Raw genomic sequence first — 22,911 nt, forward strand, 5'->3', positions numbered from 1 at the left:
TTTCTACTTTTTTATAATAGAGTATGAGTTTAAAGAATCATTCGTCACGGAAAAAGACCCAAAATAAAAAAATCCACAAAATACATTCAAAAAAATAAATTTAAGAAGGGTTAGAAAAAATGATTGACGAATTTATTAACATAGGTTATTTTTCAGTATTATAACTTGGGGGGTGATTCTGTAAAAAATTAGATATGGATTTGATATCTTATCTTATTCTGAATTATCTTAATGGGAAAGGATGATGAGATTGAAATTGGGCAAAGTAGCGGCCGGAGTTTTGTCTTTGGCCCTTGTCGCGGGAACGGTTGCAGCATCTCCTGGGATGCTTTTCGCTAAAAAGAAAGATACGCGGAAGATCCAACCGAAACAAGGTCAGGAGACAGTGGATGTAGGTACAGTCAATATTGACCGCTTGGCGGAAGCACTGATCAAAAAGGGGAAAATTAAAAAGAACGCTTCTCCGGATGAAGTGGAAAAAGCCGTTCGCAAATATGTGAAAAAACGGCAAATTCCCAATGGAATTGATACTTCTAGCAAATTTGGTAAGAAAGCCAAAAAAGGAAAAGAAAAAATGCAGGCTCGATCCATTGCGCGGGCAAACAAAGGAAAGAAGAAGAGAGGTCCCAAAATACATAAGGATCAAATTGCTTTGGCATTAATCGAGTTTCCAGATTACAAGCATAACCAAATCAAAGAGGAAAAGGGTTCTTTGTATACAAAGGACTTTAGTCCAAAACATTATGAGGGGATGCTGTTTAATCGTCGTTCCTATAAGACCCCAGAGGGATTGAAGATGATCACAATGGCCAAGTATTATCGTGATCAGTCGAGTGGAAGCTGGACGGTGGACGGTTCGGTTACCCCTTGGACCGAGGCGAAGAATAAAGCAGCCCATTACGGAGGAAATGATCCGTTAACAGAAAACGACCAAGCTCCTCGTGAGTTAGTGAAAGAGACTCTGGAATCCGTCGGGAAATCGATCAAGGGGAAAGAAGATCAGTATGATCAGCGGGACCCTTATGATATTGACGGAGATGGCAATGTCATGGAACCCGATGGGATGTTGGACAACCTGATGGTTGTTCATTCAGGCATTGGAGAAGAAGCTGGCGGTGGAGATCTGGGAGATGATGCGATTTGGTCTCATCGTTGGACATTGAAAAAACCGGTAACGATTCCGGGAACATCTCTGAAGGCCTATGATTACATGATTCAGCCGGAAGATGGAGCGGTGGGGGTATTTAGCCATGAGTATGGTCATAACCTTGGCTTGCCTGATTTATATGACACCACGTATGGCAGTCTCGGTTCGCCAGTTGGCTCCTGGTCGCTGATGTCAGGTGGAAGCTGGAACGGTAAGATTCTTGGGACGGAACCGACCGGTCTGGATCCTTGGTCCAAACAGTTTCTGCAGGCAACGTTTGGCGGAAATTGGTCCCATCCGATGGAAATTGACCTAAAGGATATTCGCGGTAAGAAAAAAGTGAAATTGAAAGAGGCTAACAGTAAGAATCTTTTTGGAAAAGTACTGAAGATCAACCTGCCAGATGTGGAAAAAGAGCCTCCTACAAAGCCGAAAGATGGGGAATATGCTTATTTTTCCAAAATGGGTGACAACTTGAACACCAAGATGACCTCGGAGGTTGTGGACCTTTCCGACGTATCCAATGCTACCCTTTTCTTTGATTCGTGGCGTCAAATTGAAGCAGGATATGATTACCTGTATATCAATGTGATTGATGAGGCCACCGGTGAAAAGCAAGAATTGCAAGCCTATGACGACGATACAAACGGCAAGTGGGTAAGAGAAGAACTGGACCTTTCCCGCTTTTCCGGAAAGAAAGTGAAATTGGAATTTAACTACGTTACAGATGGTGGGTTGGCAAAAGAAGGATTCTATGTAGATAACATTCAAGTGACAGGGGATGATAAAACCCTATTCGAAGATGGAGCCGAAGACCCCAAGTTTGACTTGGACGGGTTTATCCGCTTTGATGGGACTGGAACCAAGCATCCAAGCTACTATCTGGTGGAGTGGCGGACCCATCATGGCGTAGATAAAGGGTTGGCCAATCTGCGTCGAGGAGACAGCTTCCTCACCTATGATCCTGGAATGGTCGTCTGGCATTATGATGGTCGCTACATGGACAACAATACCAGCCAACATCCAGGCTATGGTCTGGTTGGTGTGGTCGATGCCCATCAAAAACTTCTCTATTGGAACAAAGATTGGACCAAGCCTGCCTCGGACCGTTACTTGCTGAAAGACGCAGCATTCAGTCGCAGCCGAACCTCTCCAGTCGATATTGAAGGCTATCGGGATTACGGAGATTTGAAGTATCCCTCCTTTAGGCCAACGCGTAAATTTAACGATCATAAGAATTACTCCATGCCTGGGGCTGAATCCGTGGGTAAAATTCTCCCCAAATACGGACTTCGCATCAAAGTGAAAAGAGAGAAAAAACGTGGGGGCGTCATTCAAATTTGGAGACGCTGACTTCGTACCACAAGGACCGATCCTTTGGGATGGGTCCTTATTTGTGGTTAAGAGAAAGGCAGCAACGATTTGAACAGAATGAAAACAGAAGGGAATGCAGAGCGAGATATTCATAGTAGATATTTTATTTTAAATATAGTATATTAAAAATTGGGAGTTTGCCATGTTTTTGAGGAAGGGTGTATGGATGATACCAGTTGAAATTTTTTTATTTTTTGTGTCGAATAATGTTCAAAATTAAAAAGGTGGTAATGAAAGGGATGGGGAAATATCCGTCGCTTTCAATTGCTGTTCCAGACACCTTGGGGAAAATGCGGCTGGAATGACGATACTGGCATCCAATGATTGTTTTTCATTGTATAATTAAGTGGGAAGAGGAAGGATGTGAAGACGATCCGAGAACCGCCTTTTCAATAACTCCTTCAAAGAGAGAGTCAATGGATGCAGGTATTAAATGGAGGCACATGAATGAAAAAAAATCTCTCTTTTCAATTTCTCTGGATCGGGCAGTCCCTCGCGAACCTGGGGGATGCTTTATTTATGTTGTCCATCATATCATTTATATATAAAGTGACTCATTCCGTCACATTTACAGCATTATTTACTGTCTTGCAAGTGGGGGGTCAGTCCATTAGTGGAGTATTGGCTCCTCTAGTCATGGATCGTTACCGATTATCTTTGATTCTAATGACATCTCAAGTCGGTCAAACGATTCTTCTTATGATTTTGACGATTTTTCTGATTCCTATTTCGTCAGCTACATTCTTTATGCCCTTGGTGTTGTTGGTTGTTTTTTCTATATCATTTCTGGATGGATGGACCAATCCCTCACGGAATGCTTTGGTACCCAGGCTGGTTCAGCCAAATCAGCTGATTCAGGCAAACAGTTTATTGGCCACATCTGATCAGGTGGTTCGGTTGCTGGGTTGGTCTCTGGGAGGAGTACTCATTGCCTATATAGGAGAGGAAAAGCTTCTCTGGATCATTATTGGAATGATGACGGTCTCCACAGCTTCACTGTTTTTGTTGAAAGAACCAAAAGGGGCAATGGATTCAAGGGACAAAAGTAAAAGTAAACTGGATCACATGAAAGAGGGATGGGTTGCGCTTTGGAGAGATCCAATCCTGCGCTCGGTATCCTTAATGGAGATGTTTGAGATCTGTGGAAGGAGTATTTGGGCGGGAGCCATTGTACTCGTTTTTGTGAAAGATGTTTTACAGAAAGGTGAAGCTTGGTGGGGGTTCATCAATGCAAGCTACTTTGCTGGTACCATTATTGGTGGGCTTGTCATCTGGTTTGTTGCCAAATGGGTCTATCAGCACATCTATCACAGTATGTTTCTGGGCTCGACAGGGGTTTGTATCTTTACATTATGGTTTGCTTTCAATACAAATCCCTGGATCGCACTTTTATTGACGGTATTCATGGGTCCTGCCTATCAATTGCGTGGAATTGCTCAGAAAACATTATTTCAGAATAGAATTAGCAGTCATTTATTGCCAAAAGCGTTTTCCGCTCAAAATACAATCATCAATGTAACGTTTGGTTTATCCATTCTTATCATGGGCTTCATTTCTGATGTATGGGGAGTAAAGACCGTCTATTTTGTGACAGCCAGCTTGTTTGCCTTATCTGCATTGTTGGCGGTAATTTTAAAGAAAAAATATGGCGGTCCGTTTGATGTATTCAAGGAATCAACTTAGAGATGGTGAGTGGTTTTTGAATTGATTTAATTCGTATGTATCAATGAGTTCGTGATATGAAAGGTGGTGTTTTATGCCGGGTGGCGTCAAAATGTTTTTTCCTCTTGTGAAGATTTGAAGGGGAAAGTGAACAGATGGGCAGAGCGGAGTTTCAGAAATACAAAGAACTGCTGGCGAAGAGTATCTATGAAAAAGGGTGGTTTTTCATTGAAACAGGAAATTCGGGATCTGTTCCATAAGGGCATTTTGTCGGAAGCCGCAAAGAGACACGGAGTTTCTGTGGAGCAGGTTCGCTTTGTGAAAGATGCGGAGAATTACGTTTATGAGTTTGAAAGGAATCAACAACCCTTAATTTTACGAATCACTCACACGATTCGTCGCAATCCGAACTATATCATGGGGGAACTGGAATGGTTAAATTATTTGGCGGATCATGGTTTGACCGTCTCACGAGCCGTTCCTTCTATGGATGGAAATCTCATTGAATGGATTCCGGCAAAAGAAGGCCGTTTTTTGGCCATCGCTTATGAAAAAGCTCCAGGGAAACCGATTGGGAAAGAAGATTGGAATGAATCGTTTTTTCAGACATGGGGAGCTTATGTCGGACGGATGCACTCCCTAACCAAACAGTATACGTTGAGCAATCCCGCATATAAACGTCAAGAATGGTACGAAGAAGAGCAACTAAACTTGCGTAAATACGTTCCAGAACATCAAACACAGGTGATGAAGAAAACAGAAGAGTTGATGGAAAAACTTCATCAACTGCCTAAAGGCAAGGATTCCTATGGATTGGTACACGCCGATCTCCATCAAGGGAATTTTCATTGGGATAAGGGGAAAATCATCACTTTTGATTTTGATGATATCGGATATAACTGGTTTATGAATGACATTGCCATTCTCCTTTACAATGTCCAATGGTTTCCAACGGTTCCCTATGAGGATCGGGAAGCGTTTGTACGCCATTTCTTCACCCATTTTATGACTGGATACAGGAAGGAAAATGATTTGGACCCGTGGTGGTATCAATATATCCCAGACTTCCTTCGTCTGCGCCATATGCTGTTATATGGGCTGTTTCATCAGTTTTTCGACTTGAACGATCTGAAAGATGAAGAAGCAAACATGTTGAAGCAATATCGTTATGAGATTGAAAACGAAACTCCGATTGTAAATTTGGATTTCACAGCGATCAATGTATAATCAGGATGGAGAGGAGGACCTTCTTCGGGAAGGTTCTCCTTTTTGTATTTTTTGGAGAAATGTTCAAACCGGGTTTTGTAAACCTATTGGAATTACCCATTGTCAGATTGTTTTCTGCTTGCAAGGCTTATATATTTTTCTCGGTGGATCATAATAAGGGAGACATTGCGAAAGGAGTTGGATAAAATGGGATCTTTGGAGCGATATAATGGAAATGATGACCATCCATTGACACGGTTGCGTCATGAATTGGATCGTTCTTTTCAGCGGTTATTTGATGATCCGACGTTTTTTGGGGAAGGGTTGGGGGGACGAACATTCCTGCCTGCTCTGAATGTGGAAGAAAAAGCCGACCGCTATGTGATTCAGGCGGAAATGCCAGGGATGGAGGAGGATGATATTGATATTGAGGTTCAGGGGAACACCTTGACCATTCGGGGCGAACGCCGGGAAGAGCGCCGCGAAGAGAGTCGCTACCACCTGATGGAGAGCCGTTACGGTACCTTTCAACGATCCTTTACGTTGCCAGAAAACGCCGATGTAGAAAGGATTACGGCCGAAAGCAGGAATGGGGTCCTTTATGTGGATGTGCCGAAGGATCAGTCGAGAGGTCCAAGGAAAATCCGAATCAACAAGCCGAATCAATAAACGGTTGGGAAGCTTATACCGCAATCCGTAAGGAATTGCGGTTTTTGTTGTATATTCTGTTTTTACTTATTATAGATTGAAGAATAAATTATATTAAGTTAGTAGACTTTATACAATCTATTCATATTATCATTATTGTAATCAATAATGTTGTTTGATAAAATATTTACATAAATATAAATACTATTTAAAAATGTTCGATGCGTGGATTATATCCATGAATTTTTGGTCATTCAAGCTTGATAGGAGTGCTCCTTTGATCCTGATTTTTATTTTTCTTTGGCATGATTTTATATTGCTATACTTGTTTATGGATTTTTGTCTGTTTTTTTAAGTTGTTAAATAGCAGAGGTAACGATCTGCCAGGGTCTTGCTTTTTAATGGGAATAATACAGGAGTGGGACTTTAGTAGAATGTTTGTTTATCTTCTCTCGGTTGCGAGAGATTACCCAAGAATCCCCTGTGTTTACGTATGGGGAGTTGGTCAAACGTTTAAAATGAGGTGTATTTTGAATGCGAGAGAAGTTGACGGGTCGTATATCAGGAATGCCCACTCATCCTCTGCATGAAGAAATTTTGGAACCGCAGTTTGCGTACGAGGTTGAAAATTTGTTACCTGCGTACATTCAAATTGAGTTGGTGATGCTTTTTGAATACGTTAGAATGGGCTACATTCCCAAACCGGAAGCACAGAAAATATCCGATCTATTGCTTTCCATCAATCACGATACGTTGACTGCAGATCCAACCAAAAATATGTCGGATATTGCCTTTGCCATTGAACGCACGGTAGAGTCTTCGCTTCCTGCTTCGGTGCCTGCTTGGCATATGGACCGGAGCCGCAATGATTTTCAAGCGTGTGCTCAGGTAATGTTTGCTCGTTCTGAGTGGCTGGAGTTAATGGAAGGTCTTCAAACACTGATTGAATCCATGGTTGTATTGGCAGAACGATATCGGGAGATGCCCATGCCGGGGTATACACACTACCAGACAGCGCAGATTATTACACCAGGTTATTATCTGACCGCAATTGCCGAGGAGCTTTTACAAACCTTCACGCGTTGGGTTCAATTATATGATGAGATCAACCAGTGCCCTCTTGGATCAGGAGCGATGTCTGGTACCGAGTTGGACTGGGATCGCAATCGGCTTTCTGGTCTGTTGGGATTTCGTCAGCCTCGTTCAAACGCTCTTGTAGCCGTCGCTTCCCGCGAATGGGTATTGCGAATATCATCTGAATGTTCTGTTTTATCTGTCTTACTATCCCGGTTTGTAACCGATCTGATTCAATGGGGCAACAGTGAGATGCGTTTGATTGATTTGCCGGATGAGCTATCCGGAATTTCCTCAGCCATGCCACAAAAGAAGAATTTCCCTATTTTGGAAAGGATACGAGGGAAAAGCGCTCATTTGTCTGCGTTTCATCTGGACATGGTTCTTGGACAGCGCAACACCCCGTTCACAAACTTAGTGGAAGTTTCAAAAGAAGCGGGTACTCATCTTTGGACCCTGTTTCAAACATGCAAGTCGTTGTTTCGCTTGTTAACCGTTGTTACGGATCATTTAAGCTTTAAGGAAAAAGAAATGCTTGCGATCTGCCAACGTGATTTCTTTGGCGGCTTTACTCTTGCCAATAGGCTGACTATGAGAGAAAACATTCCATACCGAACCTCTCAGGTGATTGCAGGAAAGTATATTATGAGTCTCATTCAACAGGGCTTAAAACCGTCCGATAAACACCCTCAATTATTGAGAGAAAAGTGTGCTGAGGAAGGTTTTGAAGTCTCGGACTTAAGTGACATACTTGCCGATGTATTTGATGTGCAGGGAAATCTGTATGTAAAAAGGTCTACAGGCTCTACCCATCCAGAACAAGTGCGGAAACGGTTGATGGTACAAAAGGATCGGGTACAGGACTTGGACAGGGAGCGGAGAAGGCGATTGAAGCAATTGGTGACGGCAGAAACAGAGAGAAAGCGGCTGTTGCAGGAACTATCCTCTACATAGAATGAAAGGACGGGGTTCGGTGTTATACAAAAGTATGGTGGATGTCATCGGCAAAACTCCGTTGGTTAAGCTGCGCTTGAACATTCCATCGGCCGCTTCGGTATACGCCAAGCTTGAATTAATGAATCCTTTTGGAATGAAAGACCGAGTGGCCAAGCAAACCATTCTTGCAGCAAAATCTTCCGGAGAATTAAGGGATGGTATACCGATCATTGAAAGCTCTTCAGGTACAATGGCTTGCGGAGTGGCACTTGTCGGAAGATATCTTGGGCACCCAGTGCACATTGTAACCGATCCGCGGATCGATTCCATCACCTATGCCAAATTGACGTCGCTGGGCTGTCACATACATATTGTAACGGAAATGGGTCAAAATGGGTGGCAGAGCTCGCGCCTTGTACGTCTACAGGAACTGATGAAGGAATATCCGGGGGCGTTTTGGCCCCGACAGTATGAGAATCCGGAAAATCCAAAAGCGTACCAAGAGTTGGCGATGGAACTCATGCATGATCTGGAACGAATTGATATCTTGGTCGGTTCTGTCGGTAGTGGAGGTTCTCTGTCCGGAACGGCACGTGCTTTGAAAGAGGTGCACCCGGAACTGAGAGTTGTGGCGGTCGATGCAACTGGAAGTGTGATTTTTGGACAACCGGATCGACCCACCCGTTTACAGGGAGGAATCGGCAACAGTTTGGTTGCAGCCAATGTAGAATTTGATGTGATGGATGATGTGCATTGGTTGAATGATGAAGAGGCCTTTGCGGCCACACTGGAGCTTGCACAAAATGAACAAATTTTTGCAGGGAACAGTTCAGGGTCCGTATATGCAGTTGCCAGATGGCTTGCAGGTCAGATTTCAGAGGAATGCAATATTGTGGCGATCCTGCCGGATCGAGGGGATCGTTATACGGATACAGTCTACAGCGATCTGTATCATAAACAGAACCAATTATCAAAAACGTGTATGTTTTCTAAAGAGCCCAAATGCGTCAATTTGGATGCTGAGGTGACCACATGGTCGTATGCAAAACTGATGGGAGTTCATCCACATGAAGAAAAAACTGTTATTCGTTGAAGGAAATACAACAGGTACAGGAATGCTGGCCATTTGCAAGGCGGAAAAACTCGGTTATCAGTCGGTGTTCTTGACACAAAATGCGAATCGTTATGATGGGCTCAATGAGTCAGGGTGTCACACGATCATAACGGACACCGATTCAATAGAAGATCTGAAGCAATGCATATTACAAGAGAATGTGGAAGAAATCGCCGGAATATTGACGACCAGTGACTTTTATCTGGAAACGGTGGCCAAATTGGTACAGGCATTTGGGCTCACTGGAAACACTCCACAGGCCATCCGCTTATGTCGAAACAAGGCGTTGTACCGGGAAACGCTTAGCTCTGAAGGAGTGCGACAACCGGGATTTACTGTGGTTCAGTCAGTGGAGGAGCTTCAGGACATTCGCAAGTCGGTTTTCCTTCCTTGTTTAGTGAAACCGGCGGATGGCAGTGGATCAAACAATGTTCGTCTCTGTTTCAATTGGGAAGAAGTAGAGCAAATGACCATGGAGATCCTTGCCAAAAAGCATAATGCGCGAGGACAGAAAACATTACAGACCGTATTGTTGGAAGAGTATATTGAAGGTCCGGAATATAGTGTGGAGATGTTTTCCTGGGAAGGAAAATCAATCTGTGTCGGGATTACAGAAAAACATGTAACGGGATTTCCACACTTTGTAGAGTCAAGACATGTTTTTCCGTCTGTACTTCCGGCTGAAGTGAAGCAGGAAATCATGCAGACGGTGAAACGTACGCTTGAGGCAGTTGATTTTCAGTTTGGGGCATCGCATTCAGAAGTGAAATGGACGCCGGACGGATGCGTCATGATTGAAACGAATGCCCGGCTTGCAGGAGGAATGATCCCGGAATTGATCCGTCATTCAACCGGAATGGATTTACTCGATTGGCAGATACGCTGTGCCGCAGGAGTGCCCCCCGAAAGCAACCAATTCGAGCAAAACAGGTACTCCGGTATTCAGTTTCTTATGGCACAAGAAGAAGGGCGACTATCCTCCGTGGACAATTTGGAAAGCCTCTTGAAGCTTGAGGGCGTGCAGGAAGTTGTGATCAAAGCACAGGTTGGACAGGCTGTTCAGCCGCCGAAAAGCTTTTCTGACCGTCTGGGATATATCATTGTTAGTGGAACGTCCTATGATGAGGTGACGGAACGGTTAGACCAGATCTCCGACATATTATCCACCAAGACATTGGTTATGGAACCGGGAGTGTGAATCGTGTGATTGAACTGAGAAGCGATACGTTTACATTGCCAACAGACAAGATGATGGAGTCTATCCAAGCAGTGGAGCTGGGTGACAATGTTTATGATGAGGACCCGATGACGCAACGATTAGAAGAAGAGGTTGCCCGAAAGCTGGGCAAAGAGGCAGCGATTTTAATGCCAAGCGGAACCATGGCCAACCTTGCATCGATACTGGCGCATTGTCCACGTGGATCAAAAGTGATTGTAGGTGATGAATCCGATATCTATATATATGAAGCCGCTGGCGCGTCTGTATGTGGTGGGATTATGTATGAACCGGTTCCGACGCAGTTGGATGGACGATTGGCAATATCCGATATGGAAAAGGCGTTTCCGATCGAGCCGGAAGATCCGCAGTTTGCCCTGCCTTCATTGATCTGTATCGAAAATACACACAATCGGATGGGTGGGCGCGTATTACCTCTTTCCTATCTGCAAGAGGTGCGGACGTTTGCTGAAATGAAGGGTGTGTCCGTACATATGGACGGGGCCCGTCTGTTTCACGCTTCGGTGGCATTGGGGATTGAGGCGTCAGAGATTGTAAGCTATGCCGATTCCGTTCAGTTTTGTTTGTCCAAAGGATTGTCAGCACCGATCGGTTCAATTGTTGCTGGAACAAAAGAATTTGTCCAAAAGGTTTATCGATTGCGTAAAATGCTTGGCGGGGGGATGCGGCAGACTGGGATTATTGCTGCACCGGGGTTGGTTGCTATCCAACATATGATTGATCGTTTAAACGATGATCATGCCAATGCATTGCGGTTAGCAAAAGGACTTTCAGAGATCCCAGGCATTGACATTCGTGTGGAAGATGTGGAGACCAATATTGTTTTTTTCCGAATCGATCATCCAAGGCATACGTGGCAAACATTTGTGCAAGCTGCCCGTGAACACGGTCTCCATATCGGGGAATTAGGGCATGGACGGATTCGGGCTGTGACGCATTCCGGTGTGCAGACGGCTGATATTGATCAGGCTTTGCTGATTATACGTAAGTTGATGTCCTGAAGAATGAGATCAAGTGATTAAAGTGAGGAATACGGGGTGGGGAAGATCAAGCTGTTTTGTTTACCTTATGCCGGTGGGTCAGCCACAATCTATCGCAAATGGAAGGATCATTTGCATCCCCAAATCGAGTGTGTGCCTATTGAGTTGGCGGGAAGAGGGCTGCGATTTTCTGAACCCTTGTATACTTCCTGGCATCAGGCGATTGAAGATCTGTTTGATCGGGTGAAGCCGTATCTGGATGGCTCTCCGGTAGCTCTTTTTGGATACAGTATGGGCAGTATGCTTGCATTTGAACTGGCGCATAAGGTAAAGGACTGGACAGGACGAGATCCTCAACACGTCTTTTTGGCGGCAAGATCGGCGCCGGATCGGCAAAGGAAAAGGAGGAGCATTCATCATTTACCGGACGCGGAGTTTTTGGATGAGGTGATGAAAATGGGGGGGACACCGGATGAAATCAAAAAACACAAGGATTTGTTACATTTGTTTCTTCCCATTTTACGAGCTGATTTCACAATCATTGAGACCTATGAATGTTTTCCGAAGGAAACAAAATTAAATTGCAACTTCACTGTTTTGGGTGGAGCGAAAGACAATATTCATAATGAAGATTTGATGGCATGGAATGCTTATACGGATGGTCATACATCCTTGTATCAACTTGATGGAGATCATTTCTTTATTCATCACAATATGGATCAGATGATCCATCTCATCCATCAAAAAATATTAAAAAGGAGGGCGTGAATGAATTTCGCTTTATTGTTTCCTGGGCAAGGAAGCCAGTATGCCGGTATGGGAAAAAGTCTCTGTCAGGATTTCGCTTCGGCTGATCTTGTGTTTGAAGAAGCAAGCGATATCCTGAAAATGGATATGAAAAAACGATGCTTCAATGATCCCCATGAATTGTCAAAAACTGTCCATGCACAACCTGCTATTTTAACGGTCAGTGTGGCCGCTTTTCGAGTGTTTATGCAGGAAGTGGCGCTTAAGCCGAAAGTTGCAGCAGGACATAGCTTAGGTGAATACTCTGCGCTTGTATGCAACGGAACATTATCGTTTTCTGATGCCTTAAGAATCGTCAAGCGGCGCGGGGAGTTGATGCAACAGGCAAAAGGGGTGATGATTTCTGTTTTTCATAACAATTTCAGATGGATGGAGCAAATCTGTGATGAGATGCTTCAGCAAGGATATTTGATTTCCATTGCCTGTTACAACACAAACAGACAGACCGTTATTTCCGGCGAAAGTCAAGCGATCACTTCCATCACCCGAAAGTTGGATGGTTGGAGGATCAAATACCGTTTTTTAAATGTTTCTGCCGCCTTTCACAGTCCGCTTATGCAACAGGCGGCCAATCAATTGGCGTTGGAATTTGAGGATTACCAATTTTGTCAATGGTCCTGGCCCGTGATCTCCAATGTGGATGCACTCCCTTATATCAAGAAGGATGAGATTAAAGGGGCACTGACATTACAGATGACGCATCCTGTTCGTTGGCTGGACACCATGGCGTATATCAAAGGGTTAGGGGTGGAGATGGCTGTTGAACTCGGCCCCAAAACCGTATTGCGTCATTTCATGAACGAGTTTGACAGTCAGATGGATGCGGTTGCCTTGGGTACAAGCACGGATCTAAACAAAGTGATATCGGTTATTTCTGAGCGGGATAAACAAACCTCTTCGGGTGACCCGTCCCCCCAACAGATGAATCTGTTCCTTGCAAAATGTTACACGGCAGCCATCAGTATGCCAAACCGAAATGAAGATGACATGGAATACCAGCGGAGTACCAGCGAGGTTTACAGGAAGCTTAAGCATTTGCAACAAGGGATGGATCATTCTTCACCCACACTTCAACATTTGCAACAGGCGGTGGATCTGTTGTGTACAGTATGGAAAGCCAAAAAAACTCCCGGTGAGGTTCAGCGAGAGCGTTTACAATCGCTATTTCAAGAGAGCGGAATGAAGGATCTATTGAGAAGTCAGAAAATCACAACCATTGAATAAATAGATGGAGGCTGTTTCCATGCAATCACCTTTAACATTGGTCGATGTGATCACGGCTTTAAAAGAAGAAGAAAATCGTGGCATCACCTTTATTTCCAGCGATAAGGAAGAAAAGTTTGTCTCCTATCAACAACTGTATAACCGTGCCCGGTCTATTTTGGGATATATGCAAAGTATGGGAATCAAAGCGGGGGACGAACTTATTCTTCAGATTCGAGACAATGACCTGTATTCGTTTACCGCAACGTTTTGGGGCTGTATTCTGGGTGGAATCATCGCGGTTCCGGTAACGGTAGGGAGTAACAATGAACAGCGCAAAAAGCTGTTTAAAATCTGGAAAACGTTGAACAACCCCTATGTGATGACCACTGATTCAGCGATTCAACGGTTGTTTCAACATACAAAAGATCCTCAGGATCTCCACTGTGTCCAACAAATGAACAAACGTTCCCTTTTGCTGGAGGATATAAACGGTGACCGGCAGAAAGGAACGGTTTACGATGCATCTCCGCAAGAACTTGCATTTATTCAGTTTTCTTCAGGGTCGACGGGATCTCCCAAAGGGGTCATGCTCACCCATGAAAATTTGATCACCAATACACGTGCTATAAAAAATCGACTTGAGATTCAGCCAAAAGATGCTTTCCTTTCCTGGATGCCATTAACCCATGATATGGGGATTATTACGTTTCATCTTACACCAGTGCTTGCAGGTGTACAACACTATTTGATGCCTACATCGCTGTTTATTCGGCGTCCATCGTTGTGGATGAAAAAAACAAATGATCATCGAGCAACGATCCTTGGTTCTCCCAATTTCGGCTATAAATATTTTCTCTCAAAACTTAAACCGAACGTTGCAAAGGGATGGGATCTGTCCCATGTCAAGGTGATCTTGAACGGAGCGGAGCCCATCTCCACGCAACTTTGCGACCAATTTTTAAACCGTTTGGGCCAGTATGGGTTAAAGCGAAATGTTATGCATATGGGATATGGTCTGGCTGAAGCTTCTGTGGCTGTATCCATTGGGAGATATGAATTTCGTCCCATTCATCTCCATCGCCATCAACTCAATGTCGGAGAGCCGATCCATGAAGTGGAAGAGGGAGACAGAGATTGTCTTACATTTGTTGATGAAGGTTTGCCCGTGGACGATTGTTCTTTTCGGATTTGTGACGATCATAACCGTCCGTTACCGGAACGGGTGATCGGTCAGATCCAGATCAAGGGGAAAAATGTGACACAGGGATATTACAATAATCCTGAAGCGACGAAAAAAGCGATTACCCAGGATGGCTGGGTACGGACGGGTGATTTGGGGTTCGTTCAAAACGGACGGTTGATTATTACCGGCAGAAGAAAAGAAATTATCTTTATCAATGGACAAAATGTTTATCCCCATGACATTGAAAGAATTGCTGAAGAAGTGCAAGGGGTTGAATTAGGGAAAGCAGCGGTTTGCGGAGTGCGTCATGCTGATACGCATGAGGAGAAGATTGTTGTTTTTGTCGTTTATAAAAATAAGCTGGAAACATTTGTTCATCTGGCTCAGGAGTTGCGCAAGCATATCAATGAACGAACGGGCTGGTTGATCAGCGATGTGATTCCCATTCGACAAATTCCAAAAACGACGAGTGGAAAAGTGCAACGTTTCAAATTGGCCTATGATTATGAGAATGGAGTCTATGATGATATTTCGAAAGAGTTGAAAAAATGGGTGTCACAAGAAGCGAATGATTCCGCTCTCTCAAAGAACCAGATAGAAAAACGGTTGTTGGAAATATTCAGGGAACATTTGCAGTCTGGAGAAATCAGCGTACAGGATCGTTTTTTTCAGATCGGTATCAGTTCGATGAAGTTGGTAGAAATTGCAGAACGCATTGATGAGGAGCTTGGGGTTCATCTTGAGGTTGCTGATTTTTTTGCCAATCCGACGATTTCCAAGCTTGCGGATTTCATCGGAACCAGTCGGCATGGTCAAGAGTCGCATTTGAACCGTCCAGCGAATAAGGCGCAAGATGGCAACACCCAACAAAGCGAAAAGGATATTGCCGTCATCGGTATTTCCCTGAAATTTCCCAAAGCAGATGATATAGACAGTTTTTGGAGAAACGTCGCAACCGGAAGGGATTGTATCGGTCCTCTGAATGAAACAAGAAGAAAGGATGCTGAAGCGTACCTGAATGGTTTGGGAAGAAAGGGGGAATTTGTGGAGGGTGGCTATCTGGATGAGATTGATACATTTGACTATCCTTTCTTTAAACTGACACCCAAAGAAGCAAGTCTGACAGATCCCAATCAACGACTGTTTTTACAAACTGCATGGAACGCAATTGAAAATGCTGGCTATGGTGGAGAGAAGTTGTCAGGGGATCAAGTAGGTGTTTATGTAGGCTTTTCTAAAAGCGGATATGAATATGATCGTTTATTGTCCGAAGTGACTCCGGAATCGTTGCCCCAGTATGCAGTGGGAAACCTTTCCTCCATTATTTCCAGTCGCATCAGTTATCTTCTGAATTTGAAGGGACCGGCCGTTACGGTTGATACCGCTTGTTCCTCCTCTCTGGTTGCGGTTCATATGGCATGCAAAAGCATGTTGAACGGCGATTGCAGGATGGCTCTTGCAGGTGGAGTCAATACCCTCCCTTTGCCTGTACGGGCGGGAATCGGAATGGAGTCGTCGGATAGCCGAGCACGAGCATTTGATGATCATGCTGACGGAACCGGATGGGGTGAGGGGGTGGCAGCCGTTCTGTTGAAACCCCTCAACCAAGCGATCCAGGATGGAGATTATATTCATGCGGTTATCAAGGGAAGCGCCATCAATCAAGACGGTACCACTGTTGGCATCACAGCGCCCAATCCCCAAGCACAGAGTGAATTGATGGTTCAGGCGTGGGAGGATGCTGATATTCATCCGGAAACCATCACCTATATGGAAACGCATGGAACGGGAACACCATTGGGAGACCCTGTGGAAATTGATGGGATTCAACGGGCATTTCGCACGTATACGTCCAAAAAACAATACTGTGCGATTGGCTCTGTCAAAGCCAACATTGGACATTTATACGAGGCGGCTGGAATTGCCGGATTGATTAAAGCAGTTTTGTGCTTACAACATCAAAAGATTCCCCAAATGACCCATTTTGAGAAACCGAACCGGAACATTCACTTTGAACAATCTCCGGTCTATGTCCCGACACAATTGACAGAATGGACAACGGACGGTGTGCCCCGAAGGTGCGGTGTCAGTTCATTCGGTTTCAGCGGGACAAACTGTCATATTGTGTTGGAAGAGTTTACAGAGAACGGTGAGGAGCATACCCAACCCTCTTCTGACGATTTAAACCTGTTTACCCTGTCCGGCAAAACCCGCGGTGCCTTAAAGAAGCTGGCACAGCGGTATGCAGACTTTGTGGTGAGGAAACCGAATGTATCTGTAAATGATCTGTGCTATACAACCAATACGGGTAGAGCGCACCATCATCATCGACTGGCCATGATCGTAAAAAATCGAAACGAACTGAAAGAAAGACTGGCAGCATTTATCGAGAACGATGCTTCATATGACAACGTATTCAGCGGTGTGTGTTCACCCGATGGAAATATGGAGCAGACCGAAGCTGCTCAGACGCTCCAGATGAAATGGTTGGAAAAGAAAAAAATCACAGAAAATGACTTGTCTGCTTTGTGCCAGTTCTATATCAAAGGGGCCAACATCGATTGGGAACAGTTTTATGTTCATAAAACACCGCGAAAAAAATGCCCATTACCGGATTATCCATTTGAAAAATTGCGTTGTTGGGTAGATTTTCCCACCGATCAAACAGATAAAAATGTTGAGGAAACGGAACATAAGAGGAGGACAAACTTGGGAGAGAAAGAGGTATATTCGATTTCACCGGATATTCATTCATCCGTAAAAAGCATCATTCAACATGCGACAGGTCTAAAATCGGATGAAATAGGGACCTCGACTCATTTCCTGGAGCTGGGAATGGATTCCATTATGCTGAATCAGGTGAGGCAGGAGATTTTGAATGCTTTTCATATAGATATTCCTGTCAACCGGTTTTTTGAATCGATCACCGATTTGCATAAATTGGTTCGCTTTATTGAAGAAAAAGTCCCTACCCAGGCGCTGAAAAAGATGCCTTCAGATACAGATACCCCCATGGAGCATACGGAACAGCCGGCACAGAAGCTGGATGACTCAATGGAAACAAAAATTTATGGTGACCGGTCATCGGTTGAACACATTATGGAGAATCAACTGCAGTTGCTGAATCAGCAGCAACAAAATATGAATCAGATCTTCAGTCAACAATTGGAAGTGCTCAAAGGGCTGCAAACAGAAAGAGAAGTTGCCGCTGCCACTTCGCTTCAGGAGTTGCCCAAGCCGGTTCAACAAGAGGGACGAGTCAAAACGTCTTCCAAGCAAGTTACATCTTCGTCCAACCGGACCCGTCCCAACGATCCATCCAATCCCTTTACTCCCTATCAACCCATTGTGGTTGGAGAAGAGGGAAATTTTACGGAAAAGCAAAAGGTGTTTTTGCATCGTTTTATTGAGAAGTATGTCAAACGGACGCAAGGCTCCAAAACCTTTATCCAGGATAACCGGTTTGTCCATGCAAATAACCGAAATGCAGCCGGGTATCGTTCCTACTGGAAGGAAATCATATACCCCATTGTTACGGAACGGGGTTTTGGTCCCTATATGTGGGATGTGGATGGAAACAAATATATTGATCTGACAATGGGATTTGGTGTCAATCTGTTCGGTCATAATCCAGAATGGATAACAGATAAATTACACAAACAGATCCATTCCAATACGCCGCCTTTGGGTCCAATGTCCAATACTGCAAGTAAAGTGGCTGAATTGATCAGTGAGCTCACAGGGGTTGAACGCGTTGCGTTTTATAACTCCGGTACCGAAGCCGTGATGGTTGCGCTTCGTTTGGCCAGAGCGGTCACGGGACGCTCCAAAATTGCTTTGTTTGCCGGCTCCTATCATGGAACGTTTGATGGGGTGCTTGCCGTTTCAGATCCCAACTCGGAAAATGCACAAGCCCAACCGATGGCTCCAGGAGTTCCTTCCAGCATGATGGAGGACGTGATCGTTCTAAACTATAACCATCCACATTCCTTGGAACTGCTTCAAAAGCATGCGGATGAACTGGCCGCCGTTCTTGTTGAACCCGTCCAAAGCCGCAGGCCTGACTTGCAACCGGAAAACTTTTTGAAGCAAGTCAGGGAAATCACCCAACAATCCGGTACCGCTCTGATCTTCGATGAGATTATTACAGGGTTTCGCATTCACCTTCGAGGTGCTCAGGCCTGGTATGGGATTGAGGCAGATTTGGTGACCTATGGAAAAGTGATCGGTGGAGGCATGCCAATCGGGGTGGTTGCAGGAAAATCTAAATTTATGGATGCTGTGGACGGAGGCATGTGGCAGTTTGGAGATGCATCTGAGCCCTCCAATGTAAGGAAGAAAACGTTTGTTGGGGGAACATTCTGTACCCATCCACTGGCAATGACGGCAGCGATGCAAGTGCTTCAGCATCTGAAATCAAAGGGAGTAGGTCTTCAATCAGAATTAAATCATCGAACGGCCAAAATGGTAGCAACACTTAACACATTCTTCAAAGAAAACAATGTACCCATGCAAGTGGTTCATTGCGGTTCATTGTTCCGATTTGTTTCCTTTGGAGATATTGAACTGTTTTTCTATCTCTTGATTCATAAAGGGATCTATATCTGGGAGGGACGCAACTGCTTTTTGTCAACGGCTCACTCCGATGAGGATATTGACCGGATCATTCAGGCGGTGAAAGAAAGTATCCATGAATTGAGAGAAGGTGGATTTCTGCCGGAACCGCCACAGCCACCGGATGGAGATGGAGATGGCAGAAGCGATGATACACCCAGCACTCCTGTAACCCTACCGTTAACAGAGGAACAGAAACAGATCTGGTTTGCTTCAAAGGCGCGGAACGACCAGTCAGTAGCATTTAATGAAACGGTGGCGCTTCGGTTGAATGGGGCATTCCAACGGAATGCATTCAATGATGCCGTAAAAACTCTTGTAAAACGCCACGAAACCTTGCGAACGGTGATCCATCCCAATGGCGAAGAGCAACATATTTTACCGGATGTTCCCGTCACCATTCCGATTGTGGATTTTTCCGATGATCCAGAGGATCAACGGGAGCAACACATGGAGGAGTGGTTTGAAAAGCAAGGCCGAATCCCGTTTGATCTGTCGTCCAATCATCCGTTGTTCCGGATTCATGTTTTAAAATCGGATCCATCTTCATATATCCTGGTGTTTACTTTCCACCATATTATGATGGATGGATGGTCGATCGATCTGTTTATCCGCGAATTGGCGACGCTTTATACCTCAATTTGTCAAGGAAAACCAACGGAGAGTTTGCCCGCTCCAACACAGTTTCAGGATTTTATGGATTGGCAGCAGCGACAATTGATGAATCATACAAACAAAGAGGCTGCTGCATTTTGGAATCAAGTGTTTGCTTCCCCCATTCCCGCGATGGACCTTCCATCCGAGCATGGAGGGATGATGAAACCATCCTTTCGGGGGGAAAGAGTCAGCATTCAAATCGATCGTTCACTGACACAGAAATTGCGAGCGCTGAGCATTCGGTCAGGAAACAGCCTATTTGTCACACTTCTTGCAGCCTATCAAGTGTTTATACATCGTTTGACCGGAAACCAATCGATTGTGGTGGGGGTTCCAATCGCCGGACAGGCCCAGATGGAACAGCCTGTTCTGATGGGCAATTGTACACACTTGCTGCCCGTTTGCACCCAGATCGGGGAGCAAGAATCCTTCTTCAACTATCTTGCTCAGGTAAAGCAATTGATGATGGATCTCGAAAACTATCAGCATATTCCATTGTCTTTGATAACAGAGAATCTAAATGAACCTGCCATTCCAAGGATGAATGTTCTGTTTAATATGGACAGGCCCATGAAAGAGCTTGATTTTGCTGGCTTTAAGGCCAAATGGATGTCCATTCCCATTCAGTATTCAAAATATGATATGTTCCTGAATGCCATGGATGTAAATGGGGAGATTTGGTTTGATTTTGATATCAATACGGACTGGGTGAGCCCTGAAACATTCCGGCAGTGGGCTAAGTATTTTCATCATCTTTTGAAAACCTTGGCCAACAGTGATAATCCCGATTTTTCAGAGCTATCTTTACTTGCCGATCCAGATCTTGAACAAGCGTTTGTGGGCTACCGGGACACCCATACTGCGGTTTATTTGTTAGATTCCTATATGCAACCGGCTCCTGTCGGTGTGATGGGTGAGTATGTTGTTCGGGATGGAAAAACGTTCTCTTCAACCGGAATGCTGGCCCTTCAAAATGCGGATGGTCGAATAACAGAATTTGGATCGGTAAAACGCCGAAAGCGGGTTCAAGGTCACGATGTATATCTGGATTTGCTTGAACAATCGATTGTAGCCATGCCATCCATCACGTCGTGCTTCGTTAGGGCACAAACGGACGAGGATGGTAAAAATGCTATGCTTACAGCTTATGTGACAACGGATGAGAACAATGTGGATACAGCACAGCTGCGAAAACAACTGTTGCAAAAAATGCCGGATTATTGGGTGCCAAAACAGTTGGTTGTCGTTGATGTGATTCCGCGGACACCAGAAGGAGATATTGATATGAACCGGTTGCCAACACCGGAAGAAGCGGCGGATGGCGAGTCGGATTTAAAAGATATGGGCAGTGAAACAGAAGAAACAATTCGAGAGATATGGAAGAACGTACTGGGGATCTCAACGGTCCGTCTGGATGATCATTTCTTTGATTTGGGCGGAAACTCTTTGCAAGCGACCATGATGTTTTCCAGAATACAGAAGGAGTTTAAAAAGCAACTTTCCCTTAGTGAGCTGTTTCAGACGCCAACCGTTTCTGAGTTGGCCAAACGATTGGATGAAATGGATGAAAAAGACTGCCGACCGATTCAGTCATTGCAAGAAACGAAGGTCAACGCGATTGAACCGGGAGTTTATGAGCTTTCCCATGGACAGAAACGCATATGGTTTCGGGAACAGTTTACCCGTCACACTGTTGGGGATTTGTACATTTACGAGATGGATGGAGAAGTGGATGCGAAAGCGATGCAACGAGCATTGCACGTCCTGATTGACCGACATGGGATTATGCGTACCACATTGATTGAACGTGAAGGGAAACCGTATCAAAAGGTGCAACCGTCATTGGACGTACCGTGTCAATATGAGGATCTGTCACAACAATCGGAGGTAGAACGCTCCAAACGATTGGCCCAAGCGGTTGCAGAAGAGAGTCACAAGTTGTTTGATTTAACACGGGAATCGTTTTACAGGATGACGCTTTTTCGGTTGACCCCGCATAAGCATTTGCTTTTGTTGTGTGTACATCACATTGGACATGATGGTTGGTCCCATCAGGTATTCATGAAAGATCTGTTTAAAATGTACCGAGCGATTGTTCAGGGAGAAGATCCATCACAGTTGCCATTGCCACTGCAATATGTAGATTTTGTCCGTTGGCAACATGAACGACTCAACGACGGTTCTTTGGAGTTACAGCGAACGTATTGGTTGGACAAGCTGAAAGACGTGGTGGAAGTACCATATGTTCCACATGATACAGATATTCCACCGGAAGAACAGAACCCTTCGGATGTTCGGGTACGCTCACTGAAAACGGAGTTGGTTCAGTCCCTTCGTCAGTTAACGTCTGAGGTGGGTGGGACAAGCTATATGACCGTTCTTGCAGCGTTGAAAATCTGGCTGGGAAGACTGACCAACCAGACTATGATTACGATTGGGTCGACACTCTCCGGACGAACACACTCCGATTTGGAAAAAATTCTTGGCGTTTGTATTAATCCGGTGGCGATGCGTACGGATTTGTCGGGCAATCCGACACTTTTGCAGATCTTGAAGCGTGTTCAGAAGACAGCGATTGGTGCTTATGAGAACCAGGATTATCCCTTTGACCTGATTGTTCAAGATCAGCGAACACGACACGGTGGGGATCCCACCTTCTATACCATCAGTTTCATCGGTCAGAATGCGCATACGGAAAAGCTGGAGTATGACGGGGTTACACTTCGCCTATGTCCGCCAGAGAGTCTCCTACAGGAAGAGAAAATGGAAAGCATTGCAAACGACAGGTTTAACGATGATGAAAAGGTTACGTTTGATCTGATGCTATATCTCTTTGAAGACCCAAACAGCCTGTTGCTGGAAGCGCGCTACAATCCGAGCAAATTTCGACCGGAGACGGTGGACAGTTTTCTGGAACAGATGGAGCATGTACTTACCCAAATGGCTGAACATCCAGAGCTTCGTCTGTCACAAGTGGAGCTATCAAAAGAAGAAGAAGATTTGGATGAATTATTTGATTAACAGATTACAATCGTGGATCTGAGTCTGATTTGGAGAACAACCTAT

The 22,911-nt window shown here is 44.7% G+C and carries 11 protein-coding genes; all 11 read left to right on the forward strand.

What is annotated here, in order from left to right:
- The first annotated feature begins 244 nt into the window (after positions 1–244).
- Positions 245–2,500, forward strand: a complete 2,256-nt coding sequence (locus FN782_RS08175) for an immune inhibitor A domain-containing protein (RefSeq protein WP_142505283.1) — start codon at positions 245–247, stop codon at positions 2,498–2,500.
- Positions 2,501–2,968: 468 nt separating this feature from the next.
- Positions 2,969–4,204: an MFS transporter gene (locus FN782_RS08180; protein WP_142505284.1), complete on the forward strand. Its 1,236-nt coding sequence runs from the start codon at positions 2,969–2,971 to the stop codon at positions 4,202–4,204.
- 207 nt (positions 4,205–4,411) lie between these two features.
- Positions 4,412–5,410: a phosphotransferase enzyme family protein gene (locus FN782_RS08185; protein WP_142505285.1), complete on the forward strand. Its 999-nt coding sequence runs from the start codon at positions 4,412–4,414 to the stop codon at positions 5,408–5,410.
- Positions 5,411–5,596: 186 nt separating this feature from the next.
- Entirely contained in the window at positions 5,597–6,058 is a 462-nt protein-coding gene (locus tag FN782_RS08190) for an Hsp20/alpha crystallin family protein (protein WP_142505286.1), read from the forward strand.
- 513 nt (positions 6,059–6,571) lie between these two features.
- On the forward strand, positions 6,572–8,065 hold the full coding sequence (locus FN782_RS08195) for an argininosuccinate lyase (protein WP_142505287.1): 1,494 nt from the start codon (positions 6,572–6,574) through the stop codon (positions 8,063–8,065).
- Between the two features lie 34 nt (positions 8,066–8,099).
- Entirely contained in the window at positions 8,100–9,140 is a 1,041-nt protein-coding gene (locus FN782_RS08200; RefSeq protein ID WP_425462697.1) for a cysteine synthase family protein, read from the forward strand.
- Positions 9,115–10,359, forward strand: coding sequence for an ATP-grasp domain-containing protein (locus tag FN782_RS08205; protein WP_142505289.1), 1,245 nt, complete (start codon positions 9,115–9,117; stop codon positions 10,357–10,359). Before FN782_RS08200 ends, FN782_RS08205 begins: the two co-directional genes overlap by 26 nt.
- Entirely contained in the window at positions 10,356–11,399 is a 1,044-nt protein-coding gene (locus tag FN782_RS08210; protein ID WP_142505290.1) for a GntG family PLP-dependent aldolase, read from the forward strand. Before FN782_RS08205 ends, FN782_RS08210 begins: the two co-directional genes overlap by 4 nt.
- A gap of 36 nt (positions 11,400–11,435) precedes the next feature.
- Complete coding sequence (locus tag FN782_RS08215; protein ID WP_142505291.1) at positions 11,436–12,146, forward strand: thioesterase II family protein; 711 nt, start codon at positions 11,436–11,438, stop codon at positions 12,144–12,146.
- The gene (fabD, locus tag FN782_RS08220; protein WP_142505292.1) at positions 12,147–13,409 is read left to right on the forward strand and encodes an ACP S-malonyltransferase; all 1,263 of its coding nucleotides are present in this window, start codon (positions 12,147–12,149) and stop codon (positions 13,407–13,409) included.
- A 19-nt stretch (positions 13,410–13,428) separates the two neighbouring features.
- A complete protein-coding gene (locus FN782_RS08225) occupies positions 13,429–22,866 on the forward strand; it encodes an aminotransferase class III-fold pyridoxal phosphate-dependent enzyme (RefSeq protein ID WP_185956145.1) in 9,438 nt (3,145 codons plus the stop codon).
- Positions 22,867–22,911: the final 45 nt, after the last annotated feature.

Origin of the sequence: Melghirimyces algeriensis (genome assembly GCF_900182565.1) — a bacterium.
Classification (GTDB): domain Bacteria; phylum Bacillota; class Bacilli; order Thermoactinomycetales; family DSM-45169; genus Melghirimyces; species Melghirimyces algeriensis.